Source organism: Pseudomonas sp. RC3H12 (assembly GCF_018596375.1).
In the GTDB taxonomy this organism is placed as follows: domain Bacteria; phylum Pseudomonadota; class Gammaproteobacteria; order Pseudomonadales; family Pseudomonadaceae; genus Aquipseudomonas.
The window spans coordinates 4999292-5017500 of record NZ_CP075595.1; the positions used below are offsets into that span (position 1 = coordinate 4999292).

Consider the following 18209-nt stretch of genomic DNA (forward strand, 5'->3'; position numbering starts at 1 on the left):
CCTGCGATTGCCTTATAATCCAGCACTCATGTCCCAGATGCGCCGTTTATGTCCTGCAACCGCCACAAGATCCATTTCCTGCGCGAGCTCATCCCCTCGTTCGAGTGCGAGCCCGGCTGCCATGACTGCTGCGGCCCGGTCACCACCTCGGCCGAGGAAATGGCCCGCCTGCCGCGCAAGACCCAGGCCGAGCAGGAAGCCGCGCTGGAGCGCCTGGACTGCGTGCACCTGGGCCCGAACGGCTGCACCGTATATGAAGAGCGCCCGATGATCTGCCGCCTGTTCGGCACCACGCCGCGGCTGGCCTGCCCCAGGGGGCGGGGCCCGGAGCAGCCGATCGACCCGGCGGCCGAGCAGCTGGTTCACACCTATATCGCCAGTACCCGCCAGGTGCTGGTGTAAGGCTTCAGTCCGGAATCGGCAGGCACAGGCTCTCTTTCACTTCTTCCATCACGATGTAGCTCTTCGACTCGCGCACATGGGGCAGCTTGAGCAGGATGTCGCCGAGCAGCTTGCGATACGACGCCATCTCCGAGATTCGCGCCTTCACCAGGTAGTCGAAATCCCCGGATACCAGGTGGCATTCCAGTACATGGGGCAGCTTGAGCACGGCGCGGCGGAACTCCTCGAAGGTGTCCCCGGACTTGTAGTCCAGGCTGATCTCGACGAACACCAGCAAGCTGCCCTTCAGGTGCTGCGGGTTGAGCCGGGCGTTGTAGCCCATGATGATCCCCTCGCGTTCCAGGCGCCGCACCCGTTCGGTGCAGGGGGTGGTGGACAGCCCGACCTTCTCGCCCAGTTCGGTGAAGGAGATACGCCCGTCATTCTGCAGGATCCGCAGGATGTTGCGGTCGATCTTGTCCAGTTCACGCTTGCTCTGGTGCTGGGTTCTCATAGGGGATGCCCCTCCGTGAAAGGCCATTTTGCCGAGAATTCTCGCCAAATATAGCTGCTTATATAGTGAATAGCACTGGTCGGAGATTCTTATACTGCGCGCATCCATGCCATTTCAACAAAAGACTGCGGCAAGCCGCGTGCGAGGGATACAACAATGCGAGTTCTGGTACTTGGTAGCGGTGTGATCGGTACCGCCAGTGCCTACTATCTGGCCCGGCAAGGTTTCGAGGTGACGGTGGTCGATCGCCAGCCGGCGGTGGCCATGGAAACCAGCTTCGCCAACGCAGGCCAGATCTCGCCCGGCTATGCCTCGCCCTGGGCCGCACCGGGCGTGCCGCTGAAAGCCATCAAGTGGCTGCTGGAACGCCACGCGCCCCTGGCCATCAAGCTGACCGGCGACGTCGACCAGTACCTGTGGATGGCCCAGATGCTGCGCAACTGCACCGCCAGCCGTTATGCGGTGAACAAGGAGCGCATGGTGCGCCTGTCCGAGTACAGCCGCGATTGCCTCGACGAGCTGCGCGCCGAAACCGGCATCGCCTACGAAAGCCGCAGCTTGGGAACCACCCAGCTGTTCCGCACCCAGGCGCAGCTGGACGCCGCGGCCAAGGACATCGCAGTGCTGGAGCAGTCCGGTGTACCGTACGAGCTGCTCGACCGTGACGGCATTGCCCGGGTCGAACCGGCCCTGGAGAGCGTGAAGGGTATCCTCGCTGGCGCCCTGCGCCTGCCCAACGACCAGACTGGCGACTGCCAGATGTTCACCACCAAGCTCGCCGAGATGGCCATCAAGCTGGGTGTCGAGTTCCGCTTCGGCCAGGATATCCAGCGCCTGGACTTCGCCGGTGACCGCATCAACGGCGTCTGGATCGACGGCAAGCTGGAAACCGCCGACCGCTACGTGCTGGCCCTGGGTAGCTACTCGCCGCAGCTGCTCAAGCCGCTGGGCATCAAGGCACCGGTCTACCCGCTCAAGGGCTACTCGCTGACCGTGCCGATCACCAATGGTGACATGGCGCCGACTTCGACCATCCTGGACGAGACCTACAAGGTCGCCATCACCCGTTTCGACAACCGCATCCGTGTCGGCGGCATGGCCGAGATCGCCGGTTTTGACCTTTCGCTGAACCCGCGTCGACGCGAAACGCTGGAGATGATCGTCAACGACCTTTATCCTCGCGGCGGCGACCTGAGCCAGGCGAGCTTCTGGACCGGCCTGCGCCCGGCCACTCCGGATGGCACCCCGATCGTCGGGGCGACCAAGTTCCGTAACCTGTTCCTCAACACCGGTCACGGCACCCTAGGCTGGACCATGGCCTGCGGTTCCGGTCGCCTGCTGGCCGACCTGATTGCGCGCAAGAAGCCGCAGATCAGTGCCGAAGGCCTGGACATCTCGCGTTATGGCAATAGCCGCGAGACTGCCAAGCACGGACAGCCGGCGCCTGCGCACCAGTAAGCATTCGATGCTGTTGGCCTTATCGTGGTGCGCCGATGCGACTTGCCCCACGATGAGGCCCTAAACCAATTGACCTGTTCCCTCACCCCGGCGCGGTGGGTACCTACCCCCATCTGCCGCGCCGGGGCTTTATCGATAACCAGAACTGCCAGAAGGCTGCCGCCATGCGTCCCGCCCGTGCCCTGATCGACCTCCAAGCCCTTCGACACAACTACCGCCTGGCCCGTGAGCTGACCGGCGCCAAGGCCCTGGCCGTGGTCAAGGCCGATGCCTATGGCCATGGCGCGGTGCGTTGCGCACTGGCGCTCGAAACCGAGGCCGACGGTTTTGCCGTGGCCTGCATCGAGGAGGCCCTGGAGCTGCGCGCGGCGGGCATCAAGGCACCGGTACTATTGCTCGAAGGTTTCTTCGAGGCCAGCGAGCTGGCGCTGATCGCCGAACATGATCTGTGGTGCGTGGTGCATTCGCCATGGCAGTTGGAAGCGATCGAGAAGACCTCGGTGCACAAGCCGCTGACCGTCTGGTTGAAGATGGACACCGGCATGCACCGTGTCGGCGTGCACCCCAAGGACTACGCCGACGCCTACCAGCGCCTGCTGGCCAGCGGCAAGGTCTCACGCATCGTACTGATGAGCCACTTCGCCCGCGCCGACGAGCTCGACGCCGCCGCTACCGCACAGCAGGTCGCCGTGTTCGAGGCCGCCCGCCAGGGGCTGGCCGCCGAGTGCAGCCTGCGCAACTCGCCGGCCGTGCTGGGCTGGCCGAGCATCAAGAGCGACTGGGTGCGTCCGGGCATCATGCTCTACGGCGCCACGCCGTTCGAAGTGGAGCAGGCCGAGGCTGCTCGTCTGCAGCCAGTGATGACCCTGCAATCACGCATCATCAGCGTGCGCGAGCTGCCCGCCGGCGAGCCTGTGGGCTATGGCGCCAAGTTCGTCAGCCCTCGGCCGACGCGGGTCGGCGTGGTCGCCATGGGTTATGCCGACGGCTACCCGCGCCAGGCACCTACTGGCACGCCAGTGGTGGTGGCCGGCAAGCGCACCCAGCTGATTGGCCGCGTGTCGATGGACATGCTCTGCGTCGACCTCACAGACGTGCCCGAGGCCACTATCGGCAGCCCGGTCGAGTTGTGGGGCAAGCAAGTGCTGGCCAGCGACGTGGCCATGCAGGCCGGGACCATTCCGTACCAGATCTTCTGCAATCTCAAGCGCGTGCCGCTGGACTATATCGGCGAATAAGGCGCTGAAGCGGACAGGCTGCGGGGCTGTGTGTTGTAAATACTGAACGGCATTGCCATCATATCGTTCACACTCCCCCAACCTCGACCGTTTCTGGAGGCGCAAGCTTTGGACGTCGGTGAACGACTGCAAGCCATCCGCAAGCTCAAGGGCCTGTCCCAGCGCGAACTCGCCAAGCGCGCGGGGGTGACCAACAGCACCATCTCGATGATCGAGAAGAACAGCGTGAGCCCGTCGATCAGCTCCCTGCGCAAAGTGCTCAGCGGTATCCCCATGTCCATGGTCGAGTTCTTCTCGGTGGAACTCGCGCCCGAAAGCCCAACCCAGATCGTCTACAAGGCGCACGAGCTGATCGACATCTCCGATGGCGCGGTGACCATGAAATTGGTCGGCAAGTCGCACCCCAATCGCGCCATCGCGTTTCTGACCGAGGTCTACCCGCCGGGCGCCGACACGGGGGCGGAAATGCTCACCCATGATGGCGAAGAGACCGGCATTCTTCTCGAAGGCCGCCTGGAACTGGTGGTCGGCACCGAGATCTTCATCCTCGAGGCCGGCGACAGCTACTACTTCGAAAGCACCCGCCCGCACCGCTTCCGCAACCCGTTCGAGGAGCCGGCCCGGCTGATCAGCGCGGCCACCCCGTCGAACTTTTGATCCAGCGCAGTGCATTGATGGGTCAATACCCTTTCCCTGAGTGTGGTCGTTTCACGCCTTCCAGGTTCCCGCTATACTTTTCAACGCTCGCAATTCCGTGGCCGCGGGCGTGATTAGCCACCATGAGGGTGTTCGCGTGAACCAAATCAAGAAGATGCTGGCCGTACCAGCAGCCGTATTCGCCCTTTGGGCAATGAGCGCAACCGCTGCAACCAACGACGACATCGCCAAGCGTCTCGAGCCGGTCGGCCAGGTGTGCGTCCAGGGCCAGGAATGCAAGGGCATGGAAGTGGCCGCCAGTGCCGGTGGCGGCGGTGCCAAGACGCCGGATGAGATCATCGCCAAACACTGTAATGCCTGCCATGGCACCGGCCTGCTGAACGCGCCGAAGATCGGTGACACCGCCGCGTGGAAAGAGCGTGCCGACCACCAGGGCGGCCTTGATGGCATCCTGGCCAAGGCCATCACCGGGATCAACGCCATGCCGCCGAAGGGCACTTGTGCCGATTGTTCGGATGAAGACCTGAAGGGCGCGATCAAGAAGATGTCCGGGCTGTGAGCCGGACCTGACTTGTATAAAGCCCGCCTCTGATGGCGGGCTTTTGTTTTTGGGCCGGGCGGGGGCGGGACAGGCAACCAACCCGCTGTGACTTGTGTCCAACCCCTGAACCCACGGATGACTCAGGAGGCCCAGATGTATCGCTGCTCCATCGACCAGGCTGTCGAACAGGCCCTGGCCCGACTGCCCAGCCATATTCACATGGGCCTGCCGCTCGGCCTGGGCAAACCCAACGCCTTCGTCAACGCGCTGTACGCGCGGGTTCGTGATCTTCCCGAGCGCCGGCTGACGATCTACACCGCCCTGTCCCTGGGCCGGCCCGCGCTGGGCGACGGTCTGCAGCGTCGTTTCCTCGAGCCCTTCGTCGAGCGTGTGTTCGCCGACTACGAAGAGCTCACCTATCTGGCCGACCTGCGTGCCGACCGGCTCCCGCCGAACATCCGCGTCGAGCAGTTCTTCATGCAGCCCGGCAGCCTGCTGCACAGCGACACGGCTCAGCAGGCCTACGTCAGCAGCAACTACAGCCACGCCGCACGGGATATCAACGCCAAGGGACTGAACCTGATTGCGCAGCTGGTGGCGGCCACGCCCGAGCGGCCCGATCACCTGAGCCTGGCCTGCAACCCCGATATCACCCTCGACCTGCTGCCGATGATCGCCCGGCGCCGCGCTGAGGGCGAGACCATCCTGGTGCTTGGTCAGATCCATGACGAACTGCCCTACATGCCAGGGGACGCGGAGCTGCGCCTGGAACAGTTCGACCTGCTGATCGACCAGCCCGAAAGTCGCCGGTTGTTCTCCACGCCAAACATGCCGGTGAACACCCAAGACCATTGCATCGGCCTGCATGCCAGCACTCTGGTGCGTGACGGAGGCACCCTGCAGATCGGTATCGGCGCCATGGGGGATGCGGTGGCGGCGGCGCTGCTGGCGCGCCAGGGCGATAACGAAGGCTATCGTGCGCTGCTCGATGAGCTGGATGTCGGCCCATGGCAGGCACTGATCGAGCGGGAAGGGGGGCGGGATACCTTTGCCCAGGGGCTGTATGGCTGTAGCGAAATGTTCGTCAACGGGTTGCTTGCGCTGGCTGAAGCCGGGGTGGTGCGCCGCCCGGCCGACGAGCACGGCGTGCTGGTGCATGGTGGGTTCTTCCTCGGCCCACGGGCGTTTTACCAGCGCCTGCGCGAGATGCCGCTGGAGCAGCGCGCATGCTTCGCCATGACCGCCATCAGCTACATCAACGAGCTTTACGGCCAGGAGGAGCGCAAGCGCTGCCAGCGCCGGGATGCGCGCTTCATCAATACGGTATTCGGCATGACCTTGCTGGGTGCCGGTGTCGCCGACCAGCTCGAGGATGGCCGGGTACTCAGCGGTGTGGGTGGGCAGTACAACTTTGTCGCCCAAGGCCATGCGCTGGAGGGCGGTCGCTCGATCCTTTTGTTGCGCAGCTGGCGCGAGGTCGGTGGCGAGGTGACCTCCAATCTTTACTGGACCTACGGCCATTGCACCATACCCCGGCACTTGCGAGACATCGTGATCACCGAATACGGCATCGCCGACCTGCGCGGGCAGACCGACAGCGAGGTGATCGCGCGGTTGCTGGCGATCAGCGACTCACGTTTTCAGCGCGAGCTGATGGAGCGAGCCAAGGCGGCGGGCAAGCTGGCGAAGGATTTCGTGCTGGATGCGCGCTATACCGACAACACTCCCGAGCGTCTGGAGGCAACCCGCGCGCGGCATGCGCGATTGTTCCCGGAATATCCGTTGGGCAGCGATTTCACGGCCGAGGAGCGTGACTTGTTGCGGGCGCTGAATTGGCTCAAGAGCAAGTTCAAGCTGAGCGAGGCGCTGGAGCTGGGCAAGGCGGCTCTGGATGCGCCGGCGCCCGAGGCCTATGCAGCGCAGTTGGCGCGCATGGGGCTGGGGGAACCACAGGGGCTGAAGGAGGAGTTGTACCAGCGGCTGCTGCTGGCAGGACTTCAGGCTACCAAACCGTGAGACTGCGTGGGAGCGGGCAAGCCCGCCCCCACGGATCCATTACTCGATGAAGGTGACCACGCCACCTTCCAGCGACTTCACCCGGGCCAGCGACTCGACGCGGTAGCCCTGGCTGTCCAGCTCGGCGCGGCCGCCCTGGAACGACTTCTCGATGACGATGCCCAGGCCGGCCACGGTGGCGCCGGCTTGCTTGATGATCGAGATCAGCGCTTGGGACGCCTTGCCGTTGGCCAGGAAGTCGTCGATTACCAGCACGCGGTCGCTGCTGTTGAGGTGGCGCGGCGAGATGGCCACGGTGTTCTCGGTCTGCTTCGTGAAGGAGTACACCGAGGCAGTCAGCAGGTTCTCGGTCAGGGTCAGCGACTGGTGCTTGCGGGCGAAGATCACCGGCACGCCGAGCTTCAGGCCGGTCATCACCGCTGGGGCAATGCCCGACGCTTCGATGGTGACGATCTTGGTCACGCCGGAGTCGGCAAACAGGCGGGCGAACTCGTCACCGATCAGCTGCATCAGCGCCGGGTCGATCTGGTGGTTGAGAAACGCGTCGACTTTGAGTACCTGGTCGGAAAGCACGATGCCTTCTTCGCGAATCTTCTGATGCAGTGCTTCCACTTTTTTTTCCTCGATGTAGCAAAGGTGGCCGCAAATAGCGGCAAAGTTTAAGAGTAATGGTTGATCAGCGTTTGAGCATTGCCCGGATATCGGCCAGGGCGTTGTTGCCGCGCGCGGCTTTCACTTCCACGGGCGCATCGTCCAGGCCTTCCCAGGCCAGGTCGTCCGGCGGCAGTTCATCCAGGAACCGGCTCGGTGTGCAGTCGATGATTTCGCCGTACTGCTTGCGCTTGGCGGCGAAGGTGAAGGCCAGGGTCTGGCGCGCGCGGGTGATGCCCACGTAGGCCAGGCGGCGTTCCTCCTCGATGGTGTCGGCCTCGATGCTCGAGCGGTGAGGGAGGATCTCCTCCTCCATGCCCATGATGAACACGTAAGGGAATTCCAGGCCCTTGGAGGCGTGCAGGGTCATCATCTGCACGCCCTCGGCGTTTTCTTCCTCTTCCTGCTGGCGCTCGAGCATGTCGCGCAGCACCAGCTTGCCGATGGCGTCCTCGATGGTCATGTCACCCTCTTCGTCCTTCTCGAGGGTGTTCTTCAGCGCTTCGACCAGGAACCAGACGTTGCTGATGCGGAACTCGGCGGCTTTGTCGCTGGCGGTCTGCTGGCGGATCCAGTTCTCGTAGTCGATGTCGCGGATCATCTCGTGCAGCGCGGCGATCGGGTCGTCCAGGGCGACCTTGTGGCGTACCCCGTCGAGCCAGTGCTTGAAGCGCTGCAGGCGCTCGGTGTAGCGGGCGTCGAGGTGCTCGCCCAGGCCCATCTCCTCGCTGGCGGCGTACATCGAGATGCCGCGCTCGGTGGAATAGTTGCCGAGCTTTTCCAGCGTGGTCGAGCCGATCTCGCGGCGCGGCACGTTGATGACACGCAGGTAGGCATTGTCGTCGTCGGGGTTCACCAGCAGGCGCAGGTAGGCCATCAGGTCCTTGACCTCCTGGCGACCGAAGAAGCTGTTGCCGCCGGACAGTCGGTACGGCACCTGGTGGTGCTGCAGCTTCAATTCGATGAGTTTGGCCTGGTAGTTGCCGCGGTAGAGGATGGCAAAGTCGCTGTACGGGCGGTTGGTGCGCAGGTGCAGGGTGAGGATCTCCATGGCCACGCGTTCGGCTTCGGCTTCCTCGTTCTTGCAGCGGATCACGCGGATCTCGTCGCCCACGCCCATCTCGCTCCACAGCTGCTTTTCGAAGGCATGCGGGTTGTTGGCGATCAGCACGTTGGCACAGCGCAGGATGCGGCTGGTGGAGCGGTAGTTCTGCTCGAGCATGACGATCTTCAGGGAGGGGTAGTCCTCCTTGAGCAGCATCAGGTTTTCCGGGCGCGCGCCACGCCAGGCGTAGATCGACTGGTCGTCGTCGCCGACCACGGTGAACTGGTTGCGCATGCCGATCAGCATCTTCACCAGCAGGTACTGGCTGGCGTTGGTGTCCTGGTACTCGTCCACCAGGAGGTAGCGCACGCGGTTCTGCCAGCGTTCGAGCACGTCGGGGTGTTCCTGGAACAGCTTGACCGGCTGCAGGATCAGGTCGTCGAAGTCCACCGCGTTGAACGCCTTGAGCGTGCGCTGGTAGTGGGTGTAGACGATGGCCGCGGTCTGCTCGCGCGGGTTGCGCGCCTTTTCCAGGGCCTCGGGCGGCAGGATCAGGTCATTCTTCCAGGCACCGATCATGTTCTTGATCTCGTCGATGCCGTCGTCGCCGGAGTATTCCTTCTGCATGATGTCCGACAGCAGCGCCTTGATGTCGGACTCGTCGAAGATCGAGAACCCCGGCTTGTAGCCCAGGCGGTCATGCTCCTTGCGGATGATGTTCAGGCCCAGGTTGTGGAAGGTACACACGGTCAGGCCCCGGCCTTCCCCCGGACGCAGCAGGGTGGCGACTCGCTCCTTCATCTCGCGCGCGGCCTTGTTGGTGAAGGTCATGGCGACGATGTACTGGGCGCGGATGCCGCAGTTCTGGATGAGGTGGGCAATCTTGCGCGTGATCACGCTGGTCTTGCCGGAGCCTGCACCGGCGAGCACCAAAAGAGGGCCGCCGACGTAGTCGCGGGCTTCCTGTTGCCGGGGATTGAGTCGGGACATGCTAGAAACCGGGGGTGACCAGAAAATAGCCGCGCATTCTAGCAGGCATGGGGTGGTTAATGCGCGACCGTCTGACGTTGTGATGCAGGGCGCGAATCGGATTTGCCGCATCTGCTACTTTCGCGCAGGATGCACGTCAGATTGCGTCGGGATGGTGGCCAGGGACGGGCAATGACTAAAAGTGAAAATCATTTCCAATTAATCGGGTAGGATTGCCCGCGCTCGCCGTTCCACCGCCCACATCTAAGGAGCCCGCTTGTCCACGCCTGTCGAACCCCTGCGTTTGCTGCTGTTGGCTGATGAGCCGGAGTGGGCCGTGCATCTGCGCGAGTGCTTGCAACCTATGGGTGGCAGCGTCGTGCTGCTGACCGCGCCGAACTGGGCGGCGGTGGATAGCCTGTTCGCCAACGACCGTCAGGCCGTGGTGCTGGCCACGCCCGAGCTGCAGCCCGCGCCGGGGCGTTGCGAGCTGCCGACGATCCTGCTGCTTGAGCAGGAACCGGCCAGCGCGCCGCTGGGCGCAAGCGACTGGCTGGTGCTGGCGCAACTGTCCACCGACACGTTGCGTCGTTCGCTGCGCCATGTGCGTGAGCGCGGCGTGCTGGTGGCCACCCTGCAGCGCCTGGCCGAACAAGACCCACTGACCGGCATCGCCAACCGCCAGGGCTTCCAGGCCTTGCTGACCGCGCGCTTGGCCGAGAACGAAGGCCGTGGCCTGGCCCTCGGCCACCTCGACTTGGACAACTTCCGCCACGTCAACGACGCCCTCGGCCACCAGGGGGGCGATCGCCTGATCCTGCAGGTGGTCGCCCGCCTGAAGCACCAGTTGGAGGCGAGCGACCAGCTGGCGCGCCTGGGCAGCGACGAGTTCGCGTTGTTGATCGACACCCGGCGTGACCCCAACCGCGCCGAGTGGATGGCCGAGCGCATCACCGAGGCGCTGACCGAGCCCTACTGGATCGACGGCGAGAGCCTGCTGCTCGGCTGCAGCCTGGGGATCGCCCATGCCCGCGCCCAGGCCGGCGCCGACCCGCTGATGTGGCACGCCCACATCGCCATGCGCCAGGCCAAGGGCAGCCAGGGCTGTACCTTCCACGTATTCAATGAGCGTATCAATCGCAACGCCCGCAGCCTCGCCGACCTGGAAAGCGAGTTGCGCCGCGCCCTGCGCCGCGACGAGCTGGAACTGCACTACCAGCCGCGGCTGAACCTTGCCGACGGGCGTATCGTCGGGCTCGAGGCGCTGGTGCGCTGGAACCATCCCGAGCGCGGCCTGCTGGCGCCCAGCGAGTTCGTGCCGCTGGCCGAGCAGAGCGGGTTGATCGTGCCACTGGGTTACTGGGTGATCTCGCGGGCCCTGAGCGATATGCAGGCCCTGCGCGAACGTGGCCTGGCACCGCTGCACATGGCGGTGAACCTGAGCTTTCGCCAGTTCCAGGACAGTCAGCTGCTAGCGACTCTGAGCCGGCTGATCGTCGAGCACGGGGTCGATGCGCGCTGGCTGGAGTTCGAGCTGACCGAAACGGCGGTCATGCGGCGCAATGAGTTGGTCCGCCAGACCATGGATGCCCTCGGGCGGCTGGGGGTGCGCTTCTCGCTGGATGACTTCGGCACCGGCTTTTCATCGTTCGTGCACCTGAACAGCTTGCCGATCACCTTGCTGAAGGTCGATCGCAGCTTCGTCGGCGGCATGGAGCAACGCGAAGAGAACGCCAAGCTGGTCCACGCGATGATCAACCTGGCGCACAACCTCAATCTGGAGGTGGTGGCAGAAGGGGTGGAGAGCGAGGAGCAGCTGGCACTGCTGCGGGCGTTCGGTTGCGACCAGGTGCAGGGCTTCCTGGTCAGTCGGCCGTTGCCGGTGGAGGCGTTGATCGAGTACCTGTTGCAGGTGCCGGCTTCGGGCCTGGTGCAGACCCTTTGATCGATGTGACAAGCCCGCCCCTGTAGGAGCGGGCTTGTCCCGCGATCCGGGGCAAAGCCCCGGTCTGCGTAGAATCAACCGGCGAGCATGCGCCCGGTTTCTTCCAGGTTCTCGTGCCAGCTCAGCGCCTCGCGCAGAATATGCGGGGTATGCCCGCCACGCTGGCAAGCGCGCTCGAAGTAGTCGTTGAGTGCAGCGCGGTAGTCCGGGTGCACGCAGTTGTCGATGATCACCCGGGCGCGCTCGCGCGGCGCCAGGCCGCGCAGGTCGGCCAGGCCTACTTCGGTCACCAGGATGTCCACGTCATGCTCGGTGTGGTCGACGTGACTGACCATCGGCACCACGCTGGAAATCGCGCCGCCCTTGGCGATCGACTTGGTGACGAAGATCGCCAGGTGGGCGTTGCGGGCGAAGTCGCCCGAGCCGCCGATGCCGTTCATCATCCTGGTGCCGCAGACGTGGGTCGAGTTGACGTTGCCGTAGATGTCGAACTCCAGCGCCGTGTTGATGCCGATGATCCCTAAGCGACGCACCACTTCAGGGTGGTTGGAAATCTCCTGCGGACGCAGCACCAGCTTGTCCTTGTAGCGCTCCAGATTGCCGAACACATCGGCATTGCGGCGGCTCGACAGGGTGATCGAGCTGCCCGAGGCAAAGCTCAGCTTGCCGGCGTCGATCAGGTCGAAGGTCGAGTCCTGCAGCACTTCGGAGTACATGGTCAGGTTTTCGAACGGCGACTCGATCAGGCCGCACATCACCGCGTTGGCGATGCTGCCGATACCGGCCTGCAGCGGCCCGAGGTTGTTGCTCATGCGGCCGGCATCCACCTCGCCCTTGAGGAAGGCGATCAGGTGGTCGGCGATGCCTTGGGTCTCATGATCGGGCGGCAGCACGGTGGACGGCGAGTCCGGCTGGTCACTGATGACGATGCCGACGATCTTCGCCGGGTCGATCGGGATCGCGGTGCTGCCGATGCGGTCGTCTACCTTCACCAGCGGGATCGGCGTGCGGGTCGGACGGTAGGTCGGGATGTAGATGTCGTGCAGGCCTTCAAGGTTGGCGTTGTGCGACAGGTTGATCTCGACGATGACCTGCTTGGCGAAGATCGCGAAGCTGGCCGAGTTGCCCACCGAGGTGGTCGGCACGATATGGCCTTGCTCGGTGATCGCCACCGCTTCGATGACCGCGATGTCCGGCAGGGTCAGTTGCTTGTTGCGCAACTGCTCGACGGTTTCCGACAGGTGCTGATCGATGAACATCACCTTGCCGTCGTTGATGGCCTTGCGCAGGGTGCTGTCGACCTGGAACGGCATCCGCCGGGCGAGTACGCCGGCTTCGGTCAGTTGCTTGTCCAGGTCGTTGCCCAGGCTGGCGCCGGTCATCAGGCTGATCTTCAGCGGCGACTGCTTGGCGCGCTCGGCCAGTGCGTGGGGCACGGCCTTGGCTTCGCCGGCGCGGGTGAAGCCGCTCATGCCGACGGTCATGCCGTCCTCGATCAGGCCAGCGGCGTCAGCCGCACTCATTACCTTGCTGTGCAGGGAGGACAAGCGGATACGATCACGGTACATGGATTGTTATCTCAGGCTACTGAAGCTACTGGAAGCGCAGTCTAGAGATTTCGCCCGGTGCCGTCCCGCGACCATGGTCGTATGAGCGGCCCGGAAATAGAGCCGTTGATCTGGATCAGGCAAATGCGACAAACCCCGGAAATGGCTTCCCGGGGTTTGTCTTGTACAAGCGGCCGCGATGCTCGTTGGACCTACTCCACAGCCTTGACCATGTCCTCGATGACCTTCTTCGCGTCACCGAACACCATCATGGTCTTGTCCAGGTAGAACAATTCGTTGTCCAGGCCGGCATAGCCGCTGGCCATGGAGCGCTTGTTGACGATGATGGTCTTGGCCTTGAAGGCCTCGAGGATCGGCATGCCGGCGATCGGCGACTTGGGATCGTTCTTTGCCGCCGGGTTGACCACATCGTTGGCGCCCAGCACCAGCACCACGTCGGCCTGGCCGAACTCGGCGTTGATGTCTTCCATCTCGAACACCTGGTCGTACGGGACCTCGGCCTCGGCCAGGAGCACGTTCATGTGCCCGGGCATGCGCCCCGCCACCGGGTGGATCGCATACTTCACGGTCACGCCGTTGTGGGTCAGCTTCTCGGTCAGCTCCTTGAGCGCGTGCTGGGCACGGGCCACCGCCAGGCCATAGCCCGGGACGATGATCACGCTGTCGGCGTTGCTCAGCAGGAACGTGGCGTCGTCGGCCGAACCGGATTTCACCGGGCGTTGCTCTTTCGAACCCGTCGCGGTACCGGCATCGACGTCGGCACCGAAGCCACCGAGGATCACATTGAAGAACGAACGGTTCATCGCCTTGCACATGATGTACGAGAGGATCGCGCCGCTGGAGCCGACCAAGGAGCCGGCGATGATCAGCATCGAGTTGTTCAGCGAGAAGCCGATACCGGCTGCTGCCCAGCCCGAATAGCTGTTGAGCATCGACACCACCACCGGCATGTCGGCGCCGCCGATCGGGATGATGATCAGCACGCCCATGACGAAGGCCAGGGCCAGCATCAGGGTGAAGGCGCTGTAGTGGCCGGTGAAGGTGAACAGCAGCCCCAGGGCGATGGTCGCCAGGCCCAGGATCAGGTTCAACTTGTGCTGGCCGGCGAACTGTACCGGTGCGCCCTGGAACAAGCGGAACTTGTACTTGCCCGACAGCTTGCCGAAGGCGATCACGGAACCTGAGAAGGTGACGGCGCCGATGGCCGCGCCAAGGAATAGCTCGAGGCGGTTGCCGGTGGGGATCGGGTCGCTGATGGCGGCGACGATGCCCAGCGACTGTGGTTCGAGCACGGCGGCGATGGCAATGAATACCGCGGCCAGGCCGATCATGCTGTGCATGAACGCGACCAGTTCGGGCATCTTGGTCATCTCCACGCGCTTGGCCATGATCGAACCCGCGGTACCACCGACCAGCAGGCCGACGATCACGTAGCCGATACCCGCTGTCGCAAGCTCAGCCCCAAGCTTATAGATGAGGCCAACGGTGGTGAGGATGGCGATCCCCATGCCGATCATGCCGAACAGGTTGCCGCGCCGCGAAGTGGTCGGGTGCGACAGGCCCTTGAGCGCCTGGATAAAGCACACCGAGGCGACGAGGTAGAGGAGCGTTACCAGATTCATGCTCATGCTTACTTCTGCGCCTCGTTCTTGGTTTTCTTCTTGAACATCTCAAGCATGCGGCGGGTGACCAGGAAGCCACCGAACACGTTGACCGCGGCCAGCGCCACGGCCAGGGTGCCCATGACCTTGCCGACCGGGGTGACGGTCAGCGCGGCGGCCAGCATGGCACCGACGATGACGATCGCGGAAATGGCGTTGGTGACCGCCATCAGCGGCGTGTGCAGGGCCGGGGTGACGTTCCACACCACGTGGTAGCCCACGTAGATGGCCAGCACGAAGATGATCAGGTTGTAGATGCCGTGGGAAATCAGCATGTCTTCCATTGTCGTGCTCCTCAGCCGTTCTTGCGCACGACCTGGCCGTCGCGGCACATCAGGCACGCGGCGACGATGTCGTCTTCGAGGTTGATGACCAGGTTGCCGTCCTTGTCGAACAGCAGCTTCATGAAGTCCAGCAGGTTGCGCGCGTACAGCGCCGAGGCGTCGGCACCGACCTGGGCCGGCAGGTTGGTCGGGCCGACGAGGGTCACGCCGTGCGCCATCACCACCTGGTCGGCCACGGTCAGCGGGCAGTTGCCGCCTTGGGCCGCGGCCAGGTCGATGACCACCGAACCGGGTTTCATCTGCGCCACGGTCTCGGCGCTGAGCAGGGTCGGTGCCTTGCGTCCGGGGATCAGTGCGGTGGTGATGACGATGTCCGCCTGCTTGGCACGCTCGTGCACGGCCTGGGCCTGGCGCTGCATCCAGCTGGCCGGCATTGGCCGGGCGTAGCCGCCCACACCTTCGGCGCACTCACGTTCCTCGTCGGTCTCGTAGGGCACGTCGATGAACTTGGCGCCGAGCGACTCGATCTGCTCCTTCACTGCCGGGCGCACGTCGGACGCCTCGATCACCGCGCCCAGGCGCTTGGCCGTGGCGATGGCCTGCAGGCCGGCCACACCGGCACCGAGGATCAGCACGCGGGCGGCTTTCACGGTGCCGGCGGCGGTCATCAGCATGGGCATGAAGCGCGGGTAGTGGTGGGCGGCCAGCAACACGGCCTTGTAGCCGGCGATGTTGGCTTGCGACGACAGGACGTCGAGGCTCTGCGCGCGTGAGGTGCGCGGTGCGGCTTCCAGGGCGAAGGCGGTGATGCCGCGCTCGGCCATCTTGGCGATCAGTTCGTTGTTGAACGGGTTGAGCATGCCTGCCAGCAGGCTGCCACTGTTGATCAGCGCCAACTCCTGGTCACTGGGCGCGACCACCTTGAGCACCAGCTGCGCGCCGAAGGCGTCGGCGGCTTCGCCCAAGTTGGCGCCAACGGCCTCATAGGCACTGTCCGGAATGCTGGCCTTTAGCCCTGCCCCCCGTTGCACGGTGACCTGATGGCCCTGGCCAACCAGTTTCTTGATGGTTTCCGGGGTCGCGGCGACCCTTGTCTCACCCGTCTGCGTTTCGAGAGGAACACCAATGTGCACGACTTTGTCTCCTGCGGTGACCTTTTGTCTTTATAGGAACCAGCGCACTTCGGGTGGTGCGGCTGGGTGGTCGTAGAGCACGACCCCGCCGGATCCGGGGCGGGGGAGGCATTTTGCAGACGAACCCGAGGGCCTTCAACCGGTTCTGGAGCGAAACGAAGTCAAAACTACAAGTCACCCTGTGACCGTATGTCGCAACAATTTGCCCTCAACCCGTCAAGCACGCGCTATGCGGAGCTTAGGAGAAAATTTGAAAAAAATTCCGCTATTTTCGTTCTCAGTTTGCTGAATGTCGCAAAATCAGCTGCAAACCCGCGCAGTAACTAGGGTTGCTATGTTTTTCAGGGTGAACGGAACAGATTACGAATTTGCGACAAATCCATATATCTGTAGGTGTTAAAAATAATTGACTACGGGGTCAGCTTTGCCCGCTTCACCCTATTCCGTGGCGGTGTATCGTTGCGCCTGCGCCACCAGCCAGTCGCGGAACGCCCGTAGCGAGGCGGACTCGACCTTCCGCTCGGGGATCATCAGATGGTAGGCCTTGTCGCTGGTCAGGGCATGCCTGTTAGCGACCACCAGTCGGCCCTCCTGCAGCTCGCGCTGGATCAGGAACGGTGGAATCAGCGCAATGCCCATGTCATGCATGGCGGCCTGGGCGAGCATCGAAAACAGCTCGTAGCGCGGGCCGGTCATGTCGCGTTCGACGCTCATCCCCAAGCCGTCGAACCATTGTCGCCAGGCATAAGGGCGGGTGGTCTGCTGCAGCAGTGGCAAGTCGGCAATGCGCTGGGCGTCGAGCCTGGCTTGCCCTTCCAGCAGGGAAGGGCTGCACACCGGCACGGGGTTCTCGCCCATCAGTCGGTGGGATTGGGTGCCCGACCAGTCGGCGTCGCCGAAGTAGATGGCGGCATCGAAGGGCGTGTCGGCGAACAGGAAGGGGCGGGTGCGGTTGGTCAGGTTGACCGTGACCTCCGGGTGACGCTGCTGGAAGTCCTTCAGGCGCGGCAGCAGCCACTGGGTGCCGAAGGTCGGCACCACTGCCAGTTCGATCACATTGGCGCCTTGCTGGCGCATCACCGAAAGCGTGTCGCGCTCCACCGCATCCAGCTGTGCGGTTACCTGGCGACTGTAGGAGAGCCCGGCTTCGGTCAGTTTCACGCCCCGGCGCGAGCGGCGGAACAGCTCGACATTGAGGAAGGCCTCCAGGCTGCCGATCTGCCGACAGACGGCGCCCTGGGTCAGGGCCAGTTCCTGGGCGGCCTTGGTGAAGCTCTCGTGACGTGCGGCCGCCTCGAAGCAGATCAGGGCGGTGGTGCTGGGAATCTTTCGGCGCATGTACGTGAACCTCACATGTCAGGCGTTGAGTAGGGCATTTTGATGATTACGAAGTGAGAAAATATCACTAAACGGTGCGCAATCCTCGTTTGTCCCTCACGCCAAACAGGCCTAGGATCAATCCAGCACAACAATTCGTTCCCATCTTTCGAGGAATCCGCACATGGCTGGCAAGGCAAGCTTCAACTGGATCGACCCGCTGCTGCTGGATCAGCAGCTCACTGAAGAAGAGCGCATGGTCCGTGACAGCGCCTATCAGTTCGCCCAGGACAAGCTGGCGCCCCGTGTGCTGGAGGCGTTCCGTCATGAACAGACGGATCCGGCGATTTTCCGTGAGATGGGTGAAGTCGGCCTGCTCGGTGCGACCATTCCCGAGCAGTACGGCGGCAGTGGCCTGAACTACGTCTGCTACGGCCTGATCGCCCGCGAGGTGGAGCGTATCGACTCCGGCTACCGCTCGATGATGAGCGTGCAGTCGTCGCTGGTCATGGTGCCGATCAATGAGTTCGGTACCGAGGCACAGAAGCAGAAGTACCTGCCGAAGCTGGCCAGTGGCGAATGGATCGGCTGCTTCGGCCTGACCGAGCCCAACCATGGTTCCGACCCGGGCTCGATGATCACCCGCGCCCGCAAGGTCGACGGTGGTTATCGTCTGAGCGGCAGCAAGATGTGGATCACCAACAGCCCGATCGCCGATGTGTTCGTGGTCTGGGCCAAGGACGATGCCGGCGATATCCGTGGCTTCGTGCTGGAGAAAGGCTGGGACGGCCTCAGTGCTCCGGCCATCCATGGCAAAGTCGGCCTGCGTGC

Annotated in this window: 16 protein-coding genes (1 of these 16 cut by a window edge); 8 read left to right on the plus strand and 8 right to left on the minus strand. The window is 63.7% G+C overall.

Features of this window, described 5'->3' with window-relative positions; all coding sequences use genetic code 11:
* Positions 1-48: 48 nt before the first annotated feature.
* Entirely contained in the window at positions 49-402 is a 354-nt protein-coding gene (locus tag KHO27_RS22900; protein ID WP_110696757.1) for a YkgJ family cysteine cluster protein, read from the plus strand.
* 4 nt (positions 403-406) lie between these two features.
* On the opposite strand, the gene dadR is transcribed toward KHO27_RS22900, so the two are convergent.
* Positions 407-895: a transcriptional regulator DadR gene (gene dadR, locus KHO27_RS22905; protein ID WP_003258963.1), complete on the minus strand. Its 489-nt coding sequence runs from the start codon at positions 893-895 to the stop codon at positions 407-409.
* Between the two features lie 156 nt (positions 896-1051).
* On the opposite strand from dadR, the gene dadA reads away from it, so the two are divergent.
* From dadA to KHO27_RS22930, 5 genes are all read left to right on the plus strand, one after another.
* Positions 1052-2353 carry a D-amino acid dehydrogenase gene (gene dadA, locus KHO27_RS22910; RefSeq protein ID WP_110696755.1) on the plus strand — a complete coding sequence of 434 codons (1302 nt, stop codon included), beginning with the start codon at positions 1052-1054 and terminating at the stop codon, positions 2351-2353.
* A gap of 164 nt (positions 2354-2517) precedes the next feature.
* A complete protein-coding gene (gene alr, locus KHO27_RS22915) occupies positions 2518-3591 on the plus strand; it encodes an alanine racemase (RefSeq protein ID WP_110696753.1) in 1074 nt (357 codons plus the stop codon).
* Positions 3592-3699: 108 nt separating this feature from the next.
* On the plus strand, positions 3700-4248 hold the full coding sequence (locus KHO27_RS22920) for a cupin domain-containing protein (protein WP_023629132.1): 549 nt from the start codon (positions 3700-3702) through the stop codon (positions 4246-4248).
* A gap of 154 nt (positions 4249-4402) precedes the next feature.
* Positions 4403-4807, plus strand: coding sequence for a c-type cytochrome (locus tag KHO27_RS22925; RefSeq protein WP_110697524.1), 405 nt, complete (start codon positions 4403-4405; stop codon positions 4805-4807).
* 135 nt (positions 4808-4942) lie between these two features.
* Positions 4943-6805: an acetyl-CoA hydrolase/transferase C-terminal domain-containing protein gene (locus KHO27_RS22930; protein ID WP_110696751.1), complete on the plus strand. Its 1863-nt coding sequence runs from the start codon at positions 4943-4945 to the stop codon at positions 6803-6805.
* Between the two features lie 39 nt (positions 6806-6844).
* Here KHO27_RS22930 and xpt read toward each other — a convergent pair whose 3' ends face one another.
* Positions 6845-7417, minus strand: coding sequence for a xanthine phosphoribosyltransferase (xpt, locus tag KHO27_RS22935; protein ID WP_028689919.1), 573 nt, complete (start codon positions 7415-7417; stop codon positions 6845-6847).
* A 64-nt stretch (positions 7418-7481) separates the two neighbouring features.
* Positions 7482-9491 carry a DNA helicase Rep gene (gene rep, locus KHO27_RS22940; protein ID WP_102684790.1) on the minus strand — a complete coding sequence of 670 codons (2010 nt, stop codon included), beginning with the start codon at positions 9489-9491 and terminating at the stop codon, positions 7482-7484.
* Positions 9492-9747: 256 nt separating this feature from the next.
* On the opposite strand from rep, the gene KHO27_RS22945 reads away from it, so the two are divergent.
* Positions 9748-11415 carry a putative bifunctional diguanylate cyclase/phosphodiesterase gene (locus KHO27_RS22945; RefSeq protein ID WP_214500813.1) on the plus strand — a complete coding sequence of 556 codons (1668 nt, stop codon included), beginning with the start codon at positions 9748-9750 and terminating at the stop codon, positions 11413-11415.
* Positions 11416-11489: 74 nt separating this feature from the next.
* Here KHO27_RS22945 and scpC read toward each other — a convergent pair whose 3' ends face one another.
* The 5 genes from scpC to KHO27_RS22970 form a co-directional block, all read right to left on the minus strand.
* Entirely contained in the window at positions 11490-12983 is a 1494-nt protein-coding gene (scpC, locus tag KHO27_RS22950; protein ID WP_110696747.1) for a succinyl-CoA:acetate CoA-transferase ScpC, read from the minus strand.
* A 191-nt stretch (positions 12984-13174) separates the two neighbouring features.
* On the minus strand, positions 13175-14611 hold the full coding sequence (locus KHO27_RS22955; RefSeq protein WP_214500814.1) for an NAD(P)(+) transhydrogenase (Re/Si-specific) subunit beta: 1437 nt from the start codon (positions 14609-14611) through the stop codon (positions 13175-13177).
* Positions 14612-14613: 2 nt separating this feature from the next.
* On the minus strand, positions 14614-14928 hold the full coding sequence (locus tag KHO27_RS22960; protein ID WP_110696745.1) for an NAD(P) transhydrogenase subunit alpha part 2: 315 nt from the start codon (positions 14926-14928) through the stop codon (positions 14614-14616).
* Positions 14929-14939: 11 nt separating this feature from the next.
* Entirely contained in the window at positions 14940-16061 is a 1122-nt protein-coding gene (locus KHO27_RS22965; RefSeq protein WP_038707135.1) for a Re/Si-specific NAD(P)(+) transhydrogenase subunit alpha, read from the minus strand.
* Between the two features lie 438 nt (positions 16062-16499).
* Positions 16500-17399 (minus strand): LysR family transcriptional regulator, encoded by a 900-nt coding sequence (locus KHO27_RS22970; RefSeq protein ID WP_214500815.1) that lies wholly within the window; start codon positions 17397-17399, stop codon positions 16500-16502.
* 163 nt (positions 17400-17562) lie between these two features.
* Here KHO27_RS22970 and KHO27_RS22975 point away from each other — a divergent pair, with 163 nt between their 5' ends.
* Positions 17563-18209: the 5' portion of an acyl-CoA dehydrogenase gene (locus KHO27_RS22975; RefSeq protein WP_023630017.1), read on the plus strand. The gene runs 535 nt beyond the window's last position; the window shows 647 of its 1182 coding nt (coding positions 1-647); it begins with the start codon at positions 17563-17565; its stop codon lies off the right edge, out of view.

Coding starts and splice junctions, on each gene's coding strand:
- KHO27_RS22900 (WP_110696757.1), top strand. CDS start 49: ATGTCCTGCAACCGCCACAAGATCCATTTCCTGCGCGAGCTCATCCCC.
- dadR (WP_003258963.1), bottom strand. CDS start 895: ATGAGAACCCAGCACCAGAGCAAGCGTGAACTGGACAAGATCGACCGC.
- dadA (WP_110696755.1), top strand. CDS start 1,052: ATGCGAGTTCTGGTACTTGGTAGCGGTGTGATCGGTACCGCCAGTGCC.
- alr (WP_110696753.1), top strand. CDS start 2,518: ATGCGTCCCGCCCGTGCCCTGATCGACCTCCAAGCCCTTCGACACAAC.
- KHO27_RS22925 (WP_110697524.1), top strand. CDS start 4,403: ATGCTGGCCGTACCAGCAGCCGTATTCGCCCTTTGGGCAATGAGCGCA.
- KHO27_RS22930 (WP_110696751.1), top strand. CDS start 4,943: ATGTATCGCTGCTCCATCGACCAGGCTGTCGAACAGGCCCTGGCCCGA.
- rep (WP_102684790.1), bottom strand. CDS start 9,491: ATGTCCCGACTCAATCCCCGGCAACAGGAAGCCCGCGACTACGTCGGC.
- scpC (WP_110696747.1), bottom strand. CDS start 12,983: ATGTACCGTGATCGTATCCGCTTGTCCTCCCTGCACAGCAAGGTAATG.
- KHO27_RS22955 (WP_214500814.1), bottom strand. CDS start 14,611: ATGAGCATGAATCTGGTAACGCTCCTCTACCTCGTCGCCTCGGTGTGC.
- KHO27_RS22960 (WP_110696745.1), bottom strand. CDS start 14,928: ATGGAAGACATGCTGATTTCCCACGGCATCTACAACCTGATCATCTTC.
- KHO27_RS22970 (WP_214500815.1), bottom strand. CDS start 17,399: ATGCGCCGAAAGATTCCCAGCACCACCGCCCTGATCTGCTTCGAGGCG.